The organism is Bacteroides sp. HF-162 (assembly GCF_015679285.1).
In the GTDB taxonomy this organism is placed as follows: Bacteria; Bacteroidota; Bacteroidia; order Bacteroidales; family Bacteroidaceae; genus Bacteroides; species Bacteroides uniformis.
The window spans coordinates 1,675,432-1,693,395 of record NZ_CP064937.1 but is presented as its reverse complement, the minus strand read 5'-3'; the positions used below and the strand labels follow the sequence as shown (position 1 = coordinate 1,693,395).

The window sequence follows — 17,964 nt, the reverse complement described above, 5'->3', positions numbered from 1 at the left end:
ATTTTCAACTTTCCACTTACAAAAGCGGCGCCATCAGCCGCACCACACTCTCTGCAGCCTTACGATACCAAGGGCGCTTCACCCAGTTCTTCAGGAATACCTGTACGCAGTCGCGCTGATCTTGGAGGAAGATTTCGCGCATCTGAAGCGCTGTTTCTGTGTCATAGATGAAGGCATTCACCTCAAAGTTATGTTCAAAACTGCGAAAATCCACATTCGTGGAGCCTACCGTGGACAACTCATCATCCGAAACCATCAGTTTGGAGTGTAGGAAGCCCTTCTTATAGAAATAGACCTTGACTCCCGAATAGAGCACATCTGCCAGATAAGAGCAGGAGCCCAGATGTGTCAAGCGATTATCAGCACGCATGGGCAGCATCAGACGCACATCCACACCTGATAAGGCAGCTGTCTGCATGGCAACAAGTACGGCTTCGGTTGGCAGGAAGTAGGGAGTCTGGATATAGAAGTATTTCTTTGCGCTGGAAATGGATATGACGAGGCCCTGCATAATGTCTTTCCATGGGCCCACGGGCTCACTCGTTACAATCTGTGCCAAGGAAGTACCGTAGTTTTCTATTTTCGGGAAATAGCGGGTAGACGTAATCAGTGTACGGTCCACAAAGTACCAATCGAGCAGGAAGGCGGTCTGCAATCCGTGAACAGCCTTGCCCTCCAGCAGCAGATGTGTATCCCGCCAGATGCCCCATGAGAATCCGCGCATATAGCGTTCGGCAAGATTCATCCCCCCCACAAAGCCGATGTGCCCGTCAATGACAACTATTTTCCGATGATTACGATAATTCACCTTGCTGGTGAAAAGCGGAAAACGTACCTTCAGGAAGCTGCGTACCTCGATACCGGCCTCGCGCATCTCTTCAAAAAAACGGTTGGGAACATGCCAGCAACCCACATCATCATAAATCACACGTACCTCTACCCCGGCACGCGCCTTTTCCATCAGGACATCACGCACCAAGCGCCCGATGGCATCGTCCTCAAAGATATAGAATTCCATGTGGATATGCTTCGTTGCTTTCCCCAATTCGCGCAGCAGGGATTGCAGCATGGAGAGCCCCAGGGTATAGACTTCCACCCGGTTTCCATCGAAGGGGAAAGCCTGGTTGGTATTACGGAACAAAGATATGAGACGGCTGTAATTGATGGGAAGCGTACATGAATCCTGCGCCAGATATTCCGCCATAGGTTTCTTCAACAAGCGACTGTAACTCTTCTTCCCTATCATGCGCACACGGCGCTGACTACGCCCGAAGAAGAAGTAAAACACCAGCCCCACGATAGGAAGGAACATCAATACCAGTATCCATGCCATGGTTTTCACCGGATTGCGGTTGTCGAGGATAATGACGACAATCGTTCCGATGATGGCACCGAAATAAACAATGTCGAAGGCTATCGTAGCAATCTGGCTGGCAATGAAGTTCCAATCAAGCATGTTCACAGACAATTAAGTGTGAAACAAATGTAGGAAAAAGAAATGAAGTACAAAAAATGAAATGAAAGAAAAAGAAAAGGAAAATCACAAAGACACAGAGATACAGAGAGCTTATATAATATAAAGAATAAGCTCTGTGCCTCTGTGTCTTTTACAAACCTTATACAGAAAAGGATTTTAGAACGGCCTATGCCCTCCGAAACGGCCAGGACCATGCCCCGGACCAAAGCCCGGACCACCGAAGCCACGTCGACCCTGCATCTTGTCGCGTGCGGCCTTGCTGCCGAAAATATTCAGACGATAGATGAAGTGAAGCATGCAATAGCTGTTCACGCCGTTATATTCGTACACCGAGCGACCGCTTGCAGTCAGCGAACGACTGATGTTGCTCTGCTTCTTCAGAATGTCGTACATCTCGAAGCTGACAGTGGCATTTCCTTTCAGAAAAGTCTGCGACAACTGCGCATTCCAGATAAGCTCATTACGGTTCATACTACTGTCCGTATATCCGCGACGGCTCTGATTGGCAATGTTGGTAGAGAGCGTCATGTTCCACGGCATGGAAATCTGCGTATTGGCACCGTAGGAGAAGGTATAGGGCTCCTGGTTATTGTCAGGCGTCAGTTTATCCTTCTCTATTGAATAGGAGATGCTTCCGTTCAAGCCGAATTCAAACCAGTCGTTACGATAGGCGGCATTCAGACGTTCGCCCAGCGTCAGGTTGGTGGTCGTATTCTTCCGTTCCACGGCATCTGCTCCCTTACCGGACGTCAGATAAGCCACATTGTTCTGATATCTGGCATTGGAGAAAGAACTGATGGTGTACTTCTTATTGGGCAGCGCTGTATTGAAGCCGAACAAGCCGAACGCATTCCAATTACCGTTGATATTCTTCGGAGTTGTAGTCCATCCACCGGTTTCCGAATTGTACACACGGCTGTTGCTGATGCTATTCTGCGTTGCCGAGAAATTGACGTGCGACATAATACCGCGTTGCTTTTCGGCATTATACGTATTATAGAAAAATCTCATGCTGTGCGTGAAGGAAGGCTTCAAGCCCGGATTACCGATACGCACATTCTGCGGATTGGAGTTGTCCACAATCGGCAACAGATTCTCCATACTCGGTTGGCTGCTACGCCCGCGGTATGTTATACGCAGCTGGCTCACTTTGGAGAAACGGAGGCGCAAGTCCAGGTTCGGAGCGAAGTTGAACACATTGCGGGTGGTATCAATCATATAGTCGCCACGTTTATAGGACAACACAGAATGTTGCGGCTGAAACGACATACCTGCGCTCAGCTGATACTTCTCGCGGATAAAGCGTAAGGACACGGATGCATCGTGGTTGTAGTAGCGATATTCCGCATACTTACCCAGACTGTCCACCGCATGCTCTTCATATCCCGTGGGAAGCTGGGTTGACAATCCCCAATCCGGAAAGCCCTGCAAATCGTACGTCGTCTTGTCACTCTCACTGTACTTGTACTGGAACTGATAGCTGAATTGCAGGAAAGTGGCACGGGCTATCGGTTCGCTGTAAGTCAGCTGTGCACTGTAATTGTAGTTCTTGGTAGGAGTAGTGATGTACTGGTTACGTACCAAGATGGAGTCTCCTCCCAAAGCATTCAACAACTGGAAGTAGTGCGTTTCCGACTCCGTATACTGGTTGTTGTCAGTATTGGTATAACCGAACCTTCCACGGAACGTGACATTGCGTCCTTTGTCATTCAGCTTTCTGTTCAACTGCAAGGTTGCATCCGTAGACACACTCTTATTGTCACTCAGCGAACCGCTATTGATGGCATTTATACGGATACTTCTCAACGGGTCATCGTCCGGATTGAGAATCTTCTCCAGATTCAGCCAGTTATTGGGGGCGCTCACCAGACTGTAAGGGTCGGAATTGAACGTACCGTTCTCAGAATTGGAGAGATTGTCCGTTTTACCATACGAGAAGTTGGGGCGGAAAATAATATTCGTCATCGAATCCGGCTTCCACTCCATACGGAAATCGGCATTGAAATTCTTGGCTTTGTTACGTTGCTTGCTGTTCGAGTTGGAGTAAGAGTTGCCGTCCGGCAGAAAGTCCTCGGTAGAGCCAATGCTTGCAATGTCCCCATCCTGATAGTTGTAGCGTGCACTACCACCCAGTTCCAGTTTATCGGTCTGGGTAGCGAAGTTTACACCCAGCATTTTCGTTGCAGTAAGTCCGTTGTTCCTGCGCCAGCGCGGAGGACCGCCACCGCCTGAAAAGCCTTGGTCGTTCACGTTATTGGCAGAGCCAATAAGAGTAACTTGAGTATTTTCAACAAGACGGTTCAGCATAACACGTCCCATGTAGCGGTCTTCCGTACCTCCGGCCACATCGGCATTACCGAACCACCCCTGGTTCATGCCTTTCTTTACGGTCAGGTCGAGCACCGTCTCCTCCTCACCGTCGTCAATACCGGTGATACGTGCCAAATCGGACTTCTTGTCGTAGGTTTTCAGCTTCTCTATCATATCTACCGGCAGATTCTTCAAACCGGTCTTTACGTCTCCACCAAAGAACTCCTTCCCGTCGACCATAATCTTCGACAAGTCCTTACCGTTGATTTTCACATTCCCCTCGTCATCAATCTCCGCACCGGGCAACTTCTTCACCAGCTCTTCGAGCATGGCTCCCTCGGGGGTACGATAAGCAGAGGAATTATAGACCAATGTATCTTCCACCACCTGCACTTGCGGCGCTTCTGCCGTAACCACAGCCTCGGCCAGCATCACCGCATCCGTTTCCAGTGTCAGGGTACCCACGTTCTTGGCGGTTGTCGTGGCATAAAGATGTAAAGGGATGTACCGGCTCTTGAACCCGATATAAGAAACCTTTAGCACGTATTTACCCGCACTGACTTTGGGAAGAGTGAAATAACCTTGTGCCGTAGTAGCCGTACCCGATGCCTGGACACTGTCTGGCAACAAAAGCAACTGCACGGTAGCTTGTATCGCGGGCTCCTTGGTGTCCTCCACGACACGGCCCGATACCGTAATGTTTTTGGTCTGTGAGAATGCAGACAGCGTTGTTACCAACAGCAACGCCATCCCCGTGATAATTTTCTTCATGTGTCTATTCTTTGTCTATTCTTAAATGAACAATGCCTTTTATTCACTGTTTCATTTGACAGACTTCCGGGCAAAAGGTTTAATGCCCCACATGACGATTTGCTCCGTTTATCGACTATTCCGCTTAAATAATCTATCAACTGTCGCTTTCTTTATACCAAATTCCAAGCAAAGCACATTCAATATAAGAAATATGAGAAAAGAAGAAGAATCGACCGAAAGGAGGTCACCCTGCGCCACCCGGTAGAGCATACCGCCGAAGATAAAAAGAACGGTCAGAAAGATGGCATTGCGCGTGGCCTTGTTGCGCACCTGCTCTATCTCCTTATTCTCGTTCTTCGTCAAGGCAAAGATTATCATCAGTGCCCCCATCATCATCAGGAGTTTGGAGCATTCCTTGTAAAACAGCAAGTTGGCATCTGTCACTTTTCCCCACAATAGGAATATGAAAGGGAGGAACAACGCCAAAGCTATGATGAAATAACCCAGCGGACGGCAATAAACGGGAAGTAATGCTCTCATTTCTATCAATCAATTACAAATTACTAATTACAAATAGTGGGAGGCAGATGACGGAAACGCCTTGCCACCCATAGAATTTCACGGGACAAAGATAACGTTTTATTGCCAAAAGAGCTATCTTTGTGCCACAATATAATGAAGAAGGCCCCCTTTCCTTCATAATCCGTAACATCAGTAATTGGTAATTCGTAATTTGTAATTAACAAGATGAGTAAACAAGAAGTAATCCTTTGCGAAGGACTGGCAAACAGCCTGACGCATGCCATAGCGAAGTGTCCCCATGACAAGCTTTTCATCCTTACCGACGAGCATACCCACCGCCTCTGCCGCCCGCATCTGGACGGTATCCCCGCCTTGGAAGAAGCGGAAGAAATTATTATCGGTGCAGAAGACGTACACAAGAATCTGGAAACGCTGGCTGCCGTATGGCAAGCCCTGAGTGAGAAAGGGGCCAGCCGCCACTCCCTGCTCATCAACCTGGGCGGTGGCATGGTGACCGACCTTGGCGGTTTTGCCGCTTCCACCTTCAAGCGGGGCATCGCCTACATCAACGTTCCCACTACGCTGCTCGCCATGGTCGACGCTTCCGTGGGAGGCAAGACGGGCATCAACTTCAACGGTCTGAAGAATGAAATCGGCGTCTTTGCTCCTGCCGCCTGCGTGCTGCTGGAAACCGAGTTCCTGCGCAGCCTCGATGCTCATAACTTCTTCTCCGGCTATGCGGAGATGCTGAAGCACGGCCTCATCAGTACCCCGGAACATCTGGCAGAACTGCTGGCCTTCGATACGGAGAAGATAGATTATGCCTTGCTGAAGTCCATGGTAGGACGTTCCGTGCAGGTAAAGGAACACATCGTAGAAGAAGACCCGCAGGAACATGGCATCCGCAAAGCCCTGAACCTGGGGCACACCGTGGGACACGCCTTCGAAAGCCTCGCCCTTGCCGAAAACCGTCCGGTGCTGCACGGCTATGCAGTGGCATGGGGGCTGGTCTGCGAACTATACCTTTCTTATATAAAGACCGGATTCCCGAAGGACAAGATGCGCCAGACCATCCAATTCGTCAAAGAGAATTATGGCAGCTTCTCCTTCAACTGCAAACAGTACGACCAGCTGTACGAACTGATGAAGCATGACAAGAAGAATACCGCCGGAGTCATCAACTTCACCCTATTGAAAGAAGTGGGTAACATCTGTCTCAACCAGACGGCAGACAAGGATACTATCTTCGAGATGTTCGACTTTTATAGGGAGTGCATGGGAGCATAGCACTCCCGGCAAGGAGAGACAGTATTCTCTGAATTCTTCCACATTCATCGCTCACTCCTCCCCCGAAAAGTCCTCCGTATCATTTTCCATCCCAACCGGGTCTTCATCCGGAATTCCCGTCTTTCCCTCGGCCCGCTCCTTTCGCAGCGTTTCCGGCCGCAACATATCGTGAGGGAAATATCGGCTAAGCGGATAACGGTAGAAATCCATCCCGCTGTTCAGCCTCGCCACCAGCGACTTATCCGGACGAAAATAGACACGAGATAAGCGCACCTTGCCCGGCATCACATCGTCGGGATGCTCAAACCCGTCACTCGTCACCGCCACATGGAAGGAACCCAGCCCCTTAATGGTCACCGACTCTCCCTCCATCAGCGCTTCCTCTATAAACTTCGGCAAATCTATCAATACACTCTGCACGTCTCCCGAACTCATCCCTTTTCTGGATGCCATACGCTGCGCCAGCAGCTCTGCCGTCACACCTCCACGCCGCTGTAACACACGCTGCACAGCATAATAGAGTTGCTTCACCCCTTCCGCCGTGCGGAAAACCTTCTTTCGAACCAAATAGACTATACTCATACTCTTTTCACAATGAACATAATGTTTCTTACTGCAACCAGACTGCCGACACCCCACCCGAAGTTTACTTCCCCTCAACAGAAAGCCAGTTTCCATACTGCCGGACAGCTATTCCCCAACATGCACGAGATGCACATCTCATGCAGTTCGAGACATACATCTCAACACACGCGAGATGTGCATCTCATACAGCAAAGATAATCATATTCCACCTGATATACAAATATCTTTCATGTATCGGGGAATAATGTTCCGCACCAGCTTACTCCGGCTCTTATCATTAATTAACAATGCCGCATGCAGGGTTTTCGCAAATATGCTATTTTTATAAAAGTGAAGCCTATTCCGAATGTTTAATTTAAAAGAGTACACTATGAAAATAAAGTCAATCTTTAACAAGAAAATTTTAATCGCTATTGCAACCATCAGTTCCTTAAGCCTCCAATCATGCCTGGACGACGATGATAATTATGCCATGAGATTCCCCAATGCCCTGGTAACGGTAAAGACCGATGCAGACCAGACAGTCTTTCTGCAATTGGATGACAAGACCACTCTGCTGCCTACCAACATGACGAAATCTCCCTATGGCGAAAAGGAAGTCCGCGCTTTGGTAAACTACAAGGAAGTGGACGAGCCCAGCGATATCTACACCCAAGCTGTACATATAAACTGGATAGACAGTATCCTTACCAAACCCATCGCCCCGGATTTGGGTGAAGAGAACGATACCGTATACGGCACCGACCCGGTGGAAATTGTGAACGATTGGGTGACCATTGCAGAAGACGGTTATCTAACCCTTCGCTTTAGAACTCAGCAAGGAGACTATCAAACAAAGCACTTTGTCAATCTGCTGCTGAGCGAGAATCCGGAAAACCCGTATGAAGTAGAATTCCGCCACAATGCCAAGGGCGATATTTACGGCAGGTATGCGGACGGTCTGGTTGCTTTCAAGTTGGATGCCCTGCCTGATACAGAAGGCAAGACCGTTAAATTGAAACTGAAATGGAAATCATTCAGCGGCGAAAAGTCTGCGGAATTCGATTATTGTACCCGGAAATCCGTAACGTCCGAAAGTCCGGCTGTCACTTCCGTAAGAAATAGCCTAAACCTGCAATAACTTCATTCAAAGTATGCCTGCCCGCTCAAAGCCATTGCCTTGCGAAGCAGGCATACAAGTAAAAAGAGAGCAGGACACGTTGACCGAAAGCCTTAAAACTGCAAAATATAGGTTCATTCAATAAAAAAAGCACTATAAATATTTGCTATTTTAAAATAAAGCCGTACATTTGCACCCGCAATTCGGGATGTAGCTCAGCCCGGTAGAGTACGCGTCTGGGGGGCGTGTGGTCGCAAGTTCGAATCTTGTCATCCCGACTGTTGAGCATTAAGGAGTTAAGTTATAAACTTAGCTCCTCATTTTTTTATAGTATTTCTTAATGACAGACTTGCTGCCATGAATATGCTGAATATGTACAAAAAGAAGACGGTGCCTATTCGCTTCAGTGGGAATAGCCCATCAAATTACTGGAATTCTCGTAAGAAATCTCTATTTTTGCATTTTAAACAAGAAAAATTATGGGAGCAGCTAAATGGATAGGCGGCATTATCGGCTTCATGGCCGGAGGACCGCTGGGAGCCTTGGCAGGTTTTGTATTCGGTTCATTGTTCGACACCGATTCAAATGAAGCAGGCAATTATTATGGAGAAGAACCTACACACAGTACTACCTATACCGGGCAACGGAACAGTTTCCTCTTCTCCATGCTCGTGATGTCTTCGTACATTATCCGTGCAGACGGGCGCATCATGCATAGTGAAATGGAATTCGTCCGCCGCTTTTTGAGAAGCACATTCGGTGAGGCTGCCATGGGCGAGGGAGAACGGATATTGCTCAACCTCTTCGAACAGCGCAAGCAGATGGACAGACAAAACCCACTGGCATTTAAAAACACCATCCGTGACTGCGGAACGCAGATTGCCGCCAACCTGACATACGAGGAACGCCTGCAACTGCTGGTATTCTTGGTAGAAATTGCCAAAAGCGACGGACACGTCTGCAACGAGGAGATAGAAGCCTTGAAAGAAGTGGCCATGTACATGGGACTATCCGTCAAGGAAGTGGAATCCATGCTCAACCTGGGCGGTAGCTCACTGAACGAGGCCTATAAAGTACTTGAAATTGAACCCACCGCCACCAATGACGAAGTGCGTGCCGCTTACCGCCGTCTGGCCTTGAAACACCATCCCGACCGGGTGGCAACGCTGGGCGAAGACATCAAGAAAGCCGCAGAAGAGAAGTTCCAAAGCATCAACAATGCCAAAGAACAGATATACAAGGCACGAGGTATGAAATGACGCACCTCGTGCCTTGCCTTGTGGACAGCATCATGACGTTTATAAACATTCTATATTAACATCAACCCACACACTTATGAAGAAACCCCTTGCAATCCTTGCACTAGGCCTTACCGCAATTGCCGGACATGCCGCTACGCCGCTCTGGATGCGTGATATACAAATCTCTCCCGACGGTACGGAAATCGCATTCTGCTACAAAGGAGACATCTACAAGGTGCCTGCCAAAGGTGGAACCGCCACACAGCTTACTACCCAAGAGAGCTACGAATGTACCCCCATATGGTCGCCGGACGGCAAACAAATAGCCTTTGCCAGCGACAGATACGGCAACTTCGACGTATTCGTGATGCCGGCAGACGGCGGAACCGCCCAACGGCTCACTACCCACTCCACCGGTGAGATACCCTCCACATTCACTCCGGACGGAAAGTATATCTTGTTTTCCGCCTCCATCCAGGACCCGGCAAGCAGCGCTCTTTTCCCCACGTCGGCCATGACCGAGCTTTACAAAGTACCTGCAACGGGAGGGCGTACGGAACAAGTGCTGGGCACCCCTGCCGAAGCGGTCTGCTTCGACAAGGCGGGCCAGCAGTTCCTCTACCAAGACCGCAAGGGATTTGAAGATGAATGGAGAAAGCACCACACCTCCTCCATCACCCGCGACATCTGGCTGTATGATGCAAAGACGGGTATCCATACCAACCTCACCGACCGCGCGGGCGAAGACCGCAACCCGGTGTTGTCACCCGATGGAAGAACGGTTTACTTTCTGAGTGAGAGAAACGGCGGCTCATTCAACGTGTATGCCTTCCCGCTGGCACAGCCCCGAGAGGTGAAGCCCATCACCAGCTTCAAGACACATCCCGTGCGCTTCCTCTCCATGAGTGACGGCGGGACGTTGTGCTACGGTTACGACGGCGAAATCTATACCCAGCAGCCGGATGCCACCCCGAAGAAAGTCGCCATAGAAATTGTGCGCGATGACCGGCCGCAATTCGCCAACCTGCAGTCTTCCGACGGAGCCACTTCTGCCGTTGTGTCCCCGGACGGAAAGCAGATTGCCTTCACGCTGCGCGGCGAAGTCTTTGTCACTTCGGCAGACTATGCCACTACCAAGCAAGTGACACACACACCGGCACGCGAAGCGGGCCTCTCCTTTGCGCCAGACAACCGCACCCTGGCCTACGCCAGCGAGCGAGGCGGCAACTGGCAGCTCTACCTTGCCAAGATAGTCCGCAAGGAAGACCCTAACTTCCCGAACGCCACGCTGATTGAAGAAGAAGTGCTGCTGCCCTCCACCACCGTGGAACGTGCCTATCCGCAATTCTCGCCCGACGGTAAGGAACTCGCCTTTATCGAAGACCGCATCCGGCTGATGGTGCTCAATCTGGAAACGAAGAAGGTGCGCCAGATTACGGACGGCTCCACCTGGTACAGCACCGGCGGAGGATTTGACTACGCATGGTCGCCGGACGGCAAGTGGTTTACACTTGAGTTCACCGGCAACAAGCACGACCCCTACTCCGACATCGGCCTGGTCAACGCAGAGGGAGGCAAAGACATCATCAACCTCACCAATAGCGGCTACATGAGCGGCTATCCCCGCTTTGCGCTGGACGGCAACGCCATCCTCTTCACCACCGAACGCTACGGCATGCGTGCCCACGCCTCATGGGGCTCGCTGAACGACGCCATGCTCGTCTTCCTCAACCAAGACGCCTACGACAAATACTGTCTGAGCAAAGAAGACTACGAGCTGCACAAGGAGCTGAAGAAGGAGCAGAAGAAGTCTGCCGGGAAGGACACCCCCCAAGGAAAAAACAAGGATAAAAAGAAGAAAGACGACAAGAAAGACAGCAATGCTGACGAAAAAGATGACCAGCCGAAAGACATCGTCGTAGAGCTGAAAGGCATCGAAGACCGTGTGGTGCGCCTCACCCCGAACTCTTCCGACATGGGCAGCACCATCATCTCCAAGGATGGCGAGACACTCTACTACCTGGCAGCCTTCGAAGGTGGCTACGACCTCTGGAAGATGAACCTCCGCAAGAAGGAAACCAAACTGCTGCACAAGATGGATGCCGGATGGGCAGACATGCAGCTGGACAAGGACGGTAAAAACCTCTTCCTGCTGGGCAGCCGTAAGATGCAGAAAATGGACACTTCATCCGATGCGCTGACCCCCATCACCTTCCAGGTAGATGCCAAGATGGATTTGGCTGCGGAGCGCGAATACATGTTCGACCACGTGTACCGCCAGCAGCAGAAGCGATTCTACAATACCAATATGCACGGAGTGGACTGGGAGAAGATGACCGCCGCCTATCGCCGCTTCCTGCCCCATATCGACAACAATTATGACTTTGCCGAACTGCTGAGCGAATGGCTGGGCGAGCTGAACGTATCTCACACCGGCGGCCGTTTCTATCCCAAAGGGCAGTCCGAGCCTACTGCCAGTCTGGGACTGTTCTTCGACTGGAACTACACGGGCCGGGGCATGCTCATTGCCGAAGTAGTAGAGAAAGGCCCCTTCGACACAGCCAACACCCGGGTGAAAGCCAGCACAGTCATCGAAAAGATAGACGGCGTGGAAATCACCCCCGATGCGGACTATTACACGCTGCTCAACAACAAGGCACGGAAGAAAACACTTGTTTCTCTCTTCGACCCGCAGACCAAGGAGCACTGGGAAGAGGTCATTATCCCCATTACGAACGGTGCGTTCAGCGATTTACTCTACAGCCGCTGGGTGAAACAGCGCGCGGCAGACGTTGACCGATGGTCGGGTGGCCGATTGGGTTACGTGCACATTGAGTCTATGGGAGACGACAGTTTCCGTTCTGTCTACTCGGACATCCTGGGCAAGTACAACAACCGCGAAGGCATCGTCATCGACACCCGTTTCAATGGCGGCGGACGCTTGCACGAGGATATAGAAATACTTTTCAGCGGACAGAAATACTTCACCCAGGTGGTGCGCGGCCGCGAGGCGTGCGACATGCCCAGCCGCCGCTGGAACAAACCCTCCATCATGGTGATGTGCGAGGCCAACTACTCCAATGCGCACGGCACGCCGTGGGTATACAGCCACCGCGGCATCGGCAAGCTGGTAGGTATGCCCGTGCCGGGAACCATGACCAGCGTGTCGTGGGAGCGCCTGCAAGACCCGTCATTGGTATTCGGCATCCCCGTCGTAGGCTACCGCCTACCAGACGGCAGCTATCTGGAGAACTCGCAGCTGGAGCCGGACATCAAGGTAGCCAATTCACCCGAGACCATCGTGAAGGGAGAAGACACACAACTGAAAGCTGCCGTAGAGGAACTGCTGAAGGAACTCGAAAAATAAGTACCGCCCTGCCCCACGCAGGAATACCGGCCATATAGGCCAATATATATTAAGGAGTTAAACCGTGGTTTAACTCCTTAATATATACCACAAGAAAACAATGCCTTTTTCTATCTCACTTTTTTGCACTATCTTTGTGGCATAAACTCCTAACTCTTTAACTGATTATGTTTGCTGACTTGTTAAACTCCTCCTATTTCGCGCTCTTTCTTATTGTGGCTTTAGGCTTCATGTTGGGAAGAATCAAGATTAAAGGGCTTTCACTCGACGTCTCCGCTGTCATCTTCATTGCCCTGCTGTTCGGACACTTCGGCGTCATCATCCCCAAAGAGTTAGGCAACTTCGGACTGGTGCTGTTTATCTTCACCATCGGTATCCAGGCCGGTCCCGGATTCTTCGACTCCTTCCGGAGCAAGGGCAAGACACTTATCGTCATCACCCTGCTCATTATCTGTTCTGCCGCCCTCACAGCCGTAGGATTGAAGTACGCTTTCGATATAGACACACCCAGCGTGGTCGGTCTCATAGCCGGCGCGCTGACCAGTACGCCGGGACTCGCCGTAGCCATCGACAGCACCCACTCTCCGCTAGCCTCCATCGCCTACGGTATCGCCTATCCCTTCGGTGTCATCGGCGTCATCCTCTTCGTCAAGCTGCTGCCCCGCATTATGCGCATCGACCTCGACAAGGAGGCGCGCCGACTGGAGAAGGAACGCCGCAGCCAGTTCCCGGAACTGACAACCTGCCTGTTCCGTGTAACCAACCCCGCCGTCTTCGACCGGAGCCTGATGCAAATCAATGCGCGCGCCATGACCGGAGCTGTCATCTCACGCCATAAGCACAATGAGCAGATAGCCATCCCCACCGCCCAGACCATACTTCACGAGGGAGACTACATACAAGCCGTGGGCAGCGAAGAGGCCTTGAACCAGCTCGCCGTCCTCGTGGGCCAGCGCGAAGAAGGCGAACTGCCACTCGTAGACATGCAGGAGATTGAATCTCTACTGCTCACCAAGAAGGACATGATAAACAAACAACTGGGCGACCTCAACCTGATGAAGAACTTCGGCTGTACCGTCACCCGCGTCCGCCGAAGCGGTATCGACCTCTCCCCCTCGCCAGATCTGGCACTGAAGTTCGGCGACAAGCTGATGGTGGTAGGCGAGAAAGACGGTATTAAAGGCGTGGCACGCCTGCTGGGCAACGACAACAAGCAACTGTCCGACACCGACTTCTTTCCCATCGCCCTGGGTATCGTGCTGGGCGTGCTCTTCGGCAAGCTGAACATCTCCTTCTCGGACAGTCTGTCGTTCTCACCGGGACTGACGGGAGGCATCCTCATGGTGGCCCTCTTCCTCAGTGCCATCGGAAAGACCGGTCCCATTCTGTGGTCTATGTCCGGCCCAGCCAACCAACTGCTGCGCCAGCTGGGACTGCTGCTCTTCCTGGCCGAAGTGGGAACCTCGGCAGGACGGAACCTGGTAGCCACATTCCAGGAAAGCGGCTGGCTCTTGTTCGGCGTAGGTGCCGCCATCACGCTGGTACCCATGCTGGTGGCCGTCATCGTCGGACTGTTCGTATTCAAGATAAACATTCTCGACCTGCTGGGCACCATCACCGGTGGCATGACCAGCACGCCCGGCCTTGCCGCCGCCGACTCCATGACGGACAGCAACATACCGAGCGTAGCCTATGCCACGGTATATCCCATTGCAATGGTATTCCTCATTCTGATAATCCAGGTGATATCCTCTGCAGTCTACTGATATATGAAAACTTACAACCGAACAGAAGCTATCGCCCGCATGAACGCACTGGCCGGGGACAATGTGCCCTTCCTCTTCATCGTAGACTACGCACAAGAGCAGTCGCACGTAGAGCCCCTCGACCAGATAAATCCCGCCACTTGCCTTTTCCAATTCCCGAAGGCAGGCAACGTGGGGGTAGCTGCAACAGCCGCCCGATACGCCGGTCTTATTCAGTGGGACATCACTCCCCCTTCCCCCGCCGCATACAAACACTCGTTTGACCTCGTGAAGCAAAATCTACTGGCGGGCAACAGCTACTTGACAAACCTCACCTGCCGGGTGCCCGTCAGCACCAATCTGACAATGGACGAAATATTCCTCCACTCCGAAGCCTTGTACAAGCTGTGGCTGAAAGACCGATTCGTCTGCTTCTCCCCCGAAATCTTTGTCCGCATAGAGAAGGGCAAGATAAAGTCCTTCCCCATGAAAGGCACCATCGACGCTACCCTGCCTGATGCGGAACAGCTTTTGATGCAGGATGCCAAAGAGGCCGCCGAGCACGCCACCATCGTCGACCTGATACGCAACGACCTAAGTATGGTATCAGAGCACGTAGAGGTAACCTCCTACCGATACATAGACCGCCTGCAAACCAACAAAGGCCCCATCCTCCAGACCAGCTCCGAAATATGCGGGACCCTCCCCGAAGATTATACCGCACACATCGGCGACATCCTCTTCCGCCTGCTTCCCGCCGGTTCCATCACCGGTGCCCCCAAGCCCAAAACCGTGGAAATCATTGCCGAAGCCGAAGATTACGAACGGGGCTTCTACACCGGCATCATGGGGCATTATGCCGATGGACAGCTGGACAGCGCAGTCATGATACGCTTCATCGAGCAGGAAAACGGCCGGCTCCACTTCAAGGCAGGAGGCGGCATCACCGCCAAAAGCCGGTGGGAAAGCGAATACAACGAAGTAATACAGAAAATATATGTGCCTATTTATTGAAACCATACGCATCGACCACGGAAAAGCCTGCAACCTTTCCCGCCACAATCGGAGGCTGAACGATACCCGCGCCCACTTCTGGCCGGAAAGTACACCGCTACAACTGCGTGACCATTTGTCGTCTCTCGGCTGCGAGGCAGGTATCGTCAAGGCACGCGTAGTGTATGGTGAGAAAGGTATTGAAGATGTCAGCTACTCCCCCTACACCATGCGGCACGTGCATTCGCTGGCACTGATACAGGCAGACCACATCGACTACACCTACAAAAGCGCCGGACGCGAACCGCTGAACCGCCTCTTTGCCCTGCGCGACGCATGCGACGACATTCTGATTGTGAAACAAGGCCTGCTGACAGACACCTCCATCGCCAACATCGCCCTTTCCGACGGCACCCACTGGTACACGCCGGCACATCCCCTGCTGAAAGGAACCAAACGGGCAGCCTTGCTGGAAGAAGGAATCTTGCAGGAAAAAGACATCAGACCGGAAGACTTGCCTTCATTCTCTACCGTCAGACTATTCAATGCCATGATTGACTGGGGAGAACTGGAGCTCCCCGTACGGAACATCATCCCATAGAGCCGCTACTCGTGCATATCGTTGAGATGTATCTCCAAAGACTTCACCGATATATATATTTCGTACACTGATATGGCCAGCGAAACAATCAGCAATATCAGCGCTAAACCGAAGATATAGGCCGAAAGCAGATGGAGACGGATATAGACAAAGAACATGCTGACCACACACAGCAGCAGGCTTCCGATACCCGCCACCTGCATGGCACGCGTCAGGTAGAGCCGCTTCCTCAGGTTGGCAATCTGCGCCGCCTTCACCGAAGACGGGTTCTCCATGTACTGTTCCTTCAAGGTGCGCACCAGTTGGGCATAGGACAAGAAACGGTTGGTATAGGCCAGCATAATCAGCGATATGGCCGAAAACAGCAAAGCGGGGGTGGTTAAATCTATTTCCATAAGAATGATGCTTAATTATATCTATCCGTCCCGATAGCAGGACTTACTTCCGCAAAGATAAACGAAAGATTGAAACCACAGAAACAAGTTTCCTTTTTTCCATTTCCCAAAGATTTATCCTACTTTTGCAGTGACAATAAAAAACGCCTTACCACCGTAACTTAACAAATACGACCATGCGATATACCGTTTCCGCTCCTGCCTCACTGCACGCAGCCATACAGCTCCCGGCATCCAAAAGCATCAGTAACCGGGCACTCATCCTCCACTCCCTTGCCCACGGCAATATCCTGCCCTGCAATCTGAGCGATTGTGACGACACCATAGTGATGACTCGCGCCCTCGACGGAAATCCCGGACATATAGATATCCTTGCCGCCGGCACCGCCATGCGTTTCCTCACCGCCTACCTCAGCGTAACTCCTGGCACCCGAATCATCACCGGTACGCAACGCATGCAGCAACGCCCCATCCGCATACTGGTAGACGCCCTGCGAGAGCTCGGCGCCCGCATAGAATACGTCGGAAACGAAGGGTTCCCTCCCTTGCGCATCACCGGAACAGAACTGACCGGCAGCGAAATATCCCTCGCCGGCAATGTCAGCTCACAATACATATCCGCCCTGCTGATGATTGGTACCGTCCTTCCCAAAGGCCTGCGCCTGCACTTGACGGGTGACATCATCTCCCGCCCCTACATCAACCTGACCCTGCAACTGATGCGCGACTTCGGCGCCCAAGCCGACTGGGTCTCCGAAGATTGCATCACCGTCAGCCCCGGCGGATACACGGATACCCCTTTCACCGTAGAAAGCGATTGGAGCGCCGCCTCTTACTGGTATCAGATGATGGCAATAGAAGGAATTAAAAATGAAAAAATAAAAGGGGGAGACAGAAGTAGCGCAAAAGAAAGTGAAGACAGCACGAAGGAAGAAGCGCACACGGCAGAAATCGAACTGCTCGGTCTCTTCGCCCACAGCTATCAAGGCGACAGCCGCGGCGCGGAAGTCTTTACCCGCCTCGGCGTCCATACCGAATATACAGACCGGGGAGTAAAACTGACCCGGAAGGGTACTCCCGCCACCCGTCTCGACGAAGACATGGTGGACATCCCGGACCTGGCGCAGACCTTTGTCGTCACCTGCTGCTTGATGGACATCCCTTTCCGCTTCACCGGACTGCAAAGCCTCAAAATAAAGGAGACCGACCGTATCACCGCCCTCATTACGGAACTGCGTAAACTGGGTTACGTCGTGCGCTCCGAGCAAGACAGCATCTTGTTGTGGGATGGCGAACGCTGCCCGGCAGACGCTGACCCCGTCATCGCCACCTACGAAGACCACCGTATGGCCATGGCATTTGCCCCCGCCTGCCTTGTACTGCCCCAAATACGGATAAATGAACCACAGGTCGTTACCAAATCTTACCCTGCTTACTGGGAAGACTTGCAAAAGGCGGGATTTAAAGTCTGCCAAGATGCAATGCAATCTTAGAATAAAGCTTTTATTCTTAGAAATACAGCCTTTATTCTTAAGAATATAACCTTTATTCTTAGGAATAAAGGATACATTCTAAGATTAGGATGCATC

Annotated in this window: 13 protein-coding genes and 1 tRNA gene; 9 read left to right on the top strand and 5 right to left on the bottom strand. The window is 51.6% G+C overall.

What is annotated here, in order from left to right:
• Positions 1–16: 16 nt before the first annotated feature.
• From cls to ITJ87_RS06670, 3 genes are all read right to left on the bottom strand, one after another.
• Positions 17–1,456: a cardiolipin synthase gene (cls, locus tag ITJ87_RS06680; protein ID WP_117964893.1), complete on the bottom strand. Its 1,440-nt coding sequence runs from the start codon at positions 1,454–1,456 to the stop codon at positions 17–19.
• A 177-nt stretch (positions 1,457–1,633) separates the two neighbouring features.
• Complete coding sequence (locus ITJ87_RS06675) at positions 1,634–4,558, bottom strand: TonB-dependent receptor (RefSeq protein WP_117964895.1); 2,925 nt, start codon at positions 4,556–4,558, stop codon at positions 1,634–1,636.
• Between the two features lie 108 nt (positions 4,559–4,666).
• Complete coding sequence (locus ITJ87_RS06670) at positions 4,667–5,080, bottom strand: hypothetical protein (protein WP_016274145.1); 414 nt, start codon at positions 5,078–5,080, stop codon at positions 4,667–4,669.
• 207 nt (positions 5,081–5,287) lie between these two features.
• Here ITJ87_RS06670 and aroB point away from each other — a divergent pair, with 207 nt between their 5' ends.
• Positions 5,288–6,349, top strand: coding sequence for a 3-dehydroquinate synthase (gene aroB, locus ITJ87_RS06665; protein ID WP_117974686.1), 1,062 nt, complete (start codon positions 5,288–5,290; stop codon positions 6,347–6,349).
• Positions 6,350–6,400: 51 nt separating this feature from the next.
• On the opposite strand, the gene ITJ87_RS06660 is transcribed toward aroB, so the two are convergent.
• Positions 6,401–6,931, bottom strand: coding sequence for an HU family DNA-binding protein (locus ITJ87_RS06660; RefSeq protein ID WP_008665685.1), 531 nt, complete (start codon positions 6,929–6,931; stop codon positions 6,401–6,403).
• Positions 6,932–7,304: 373 nt separating this feature from the next.
• Between ITJ87_RS06660 and ITJ87_RS06655 the strand changes: the two genes are divergently transcribed.
• The 7 genes from ITJ87_RS06655 (at position 7,305) to ITJ87_RS06625 (ending at position 15,980) form a co-directional block, all read left to right on the top strand.
• Positions 7,305–8,054, top strand: a complete 750-nt coding sequence (locus ITJ87_RS06655; RefSeq protein ID WP_195690836.1) for a NigD-like protein — start codon at positions 7,305–7,307, stop codon at positions 8,052–8,054.
• Positions 8,055–8,237: 183 nt separating this feature from the next.
• A tRNA-Pro gene (locus ITJ87_RS06650) sits at positions 8,238–8,311 on the top strand.
• Between the two features lie 201 nt (positions 8,312–8,512).
• Complete coding sequence (locus ITJ87_RS06645) at positions 8,513–9,292, top strand: DnaJ domain-containing protein (RefSeq protein WP_117964901.1); 780 nt, start codon at positions 8,513–8,515, stop codon at positions 9,290–9,292.
• Between the two features lie 76 nt (positions 9,293–9,368).
• The gene (locus ITJ87_RS06640) at positions 9,369–12,641 is read left to right on the top strand and encodes a S41 family peptidase (RefSeq protein ID WP_117964903.1); all 3,273 of its coding nucleotides are present in this window, start codon (positions 9,369–9,371) and stop codon (positions 12,639–12,641) included.
• Between the two features lie 167 nt (positions 12,642–12,808).
• Positions 12,809–14,407 (top strand): aspartate:alanine exchanger family transporter, encoded by a 1,599-nt coding sequence (locus ITJ87_RS06635; RefSeq protein ID WP_117599288.1) that lies wholly within the window; start codon positions 12,809–12,811, stop codon positions 14,405–14,407.
• A 3-nt stretch (positions 14,408–14,410) separates the two neighbouring features.
• Positions 14,411–15,400: an aminodeoxychorismate synthase component I gene (locus ITJ87_RS06630; protein WP_117964905.1), complete on the top strand. Its 990-nt coding sequence runs from the start codon at positions 14,411–14,413 to the stop codon at positions 15,398–15,400.
• Positions 15,384–15,980, top strand: a complete 597-nt coding sequence (locus ITJ87_RS06625; protein WP_117964907.1) for an aminotransferase class IV family protein — start codon at positions 15,384–15,386, stop codon at positions 15,978–15,980. Before ITJ87_RS06630 ends, ITJ87_RS06625 begins: the two co-directional genes overlap by 17 nt.
• 5 nt (positions 15,981–15,985) lie before the next feature.
• Here ITJ87_RS06625 and ITJ87_RS06620 read toward each other — a convergent pair whose 3' ends face one another.
• Positions 15,986–16,375 (bottom strand): DUF2721 domain-containing protein, encoded by a 390-nt coding sequence (locus ITJ87_RS06620; protein WP_057097244.1) that lies wholly within the window; start codon positions 16,373–16,375, stop codon positions 15,986–15,988.
• A gap of 176 nt (positions 16,376–16,551) precedes the next feature.
• Here ITJ87_RS06620 and ITJ87_RS06615 point away from each other — a divergent pair, with 176 nt between their 5' ends.
• A complete protein-coding gene (locus tag ITJ87_RS06615; protein ID WP_117877836.1) occupies positions 16,552–17,868 on the top strand; it encodes a 3-phosphoshikimate 1-carboxyvinyltransferase in 1,317 nt (438 codons plus the stop codon).
• The last annotated feature ends 96 nt before the right edge of the window (positions 17,869–17,964 follow it).

Excerpts from the sequence above, each read along its gene's own strand:
- ITJ87_RS06675 (WP_117964895.1), bottom strand. The coding sequence starts at position 4,558 with ATGAAGAAAATTATCACGGGGATGGCGTTGCTGTTGGTAACAACGCTG.
- cls (WP_117964893.1), bottom strand. The coding sequence starts at position 1,456 with ATGCTTGATTGGAACTTCATTGCCAGCCAGATTGCTACGATAGCCTTC.
- ITJ87_RS06660 (WP_008665685.1), bottom strand. The coding sequence starts at position 6,931 with ATGAGTATAGTCTATTTGGTTCGAAAGAAGGTTTTCCGCACGGCGGAA.
- ITJ87_RS06640 (WP_117964903.1), top strand. The coding sequence starts at position 9,369 with ATGAAGAAACCCCTTGCAATCCTTGCACTAGGCCTTACCGCAATTGCC.
- ITJ87_RS06655 (WP_195690836.1), top strand. The coding sequence starts at position 7,305 with ATGAAAATAAAGTCAATCTTTAACAAGAAAATTTTAATCGCTATTGCA.
- ITJ87_RS06635 (WP_117599288.1), top strand. The coding sequence starts at position 12,809 with ATGTTTGCTGACTTGTTAAACTCCTCCTATTTCGCGCTCTTTCTTATT.
- ITJ87_RS06625 (WP_117964907.1), top strand. The coding sequence starts at position 15,384 with ATGTGCCTATTTATTGAAACCATACGCATCGACCACGGAAAAGCCTGC.
- ITJ87_RS06615 (WP_117877836.1), top strand. The coding sequence starts at position 16,552 with ATGCGATATACCGTTTCCGCTCCTGCCTCACTGCACGCAGCCATACAG.
- ITJ87_RS06645 (WP_117964901.1), top strand. The coding sequence starts at position 8,513 with ATGGGAGCAGCTAAATGGATAGGCGGCATTATCGGCTTCATGGCCGGA.
- ITJ87_RS06670 (WP_016274145.1), bottom strand. The coding sequence starts at position 5,080 with ATGAGAGCATTACTTCCCGTTTATTGCCGTCCGCTGGGTTATTTCATC.
- aroB (WP_117974686.1), top strand. The coding sequence starts at position 5,288 with ATGAGTAAACAAGAAGTAATCCTTTGCGAAGGACTGGCAAACAGCCTG.
- ITJ87_RS06630 (WP_117964905.1), top strand. The coding sequence starts at position 14,411 with ATGAAAACTTACAACCGAACAGAAGCTATCGCCCGCATGAACGCACTG.
- ITJ87_RS06620 (WP_057097244.1), bottom strand. The coding sequence starts at position 16,375 with ATGGAAATAGATTTAACCACCCCCGCTTTGCTGTTTTCGGCCATATCG.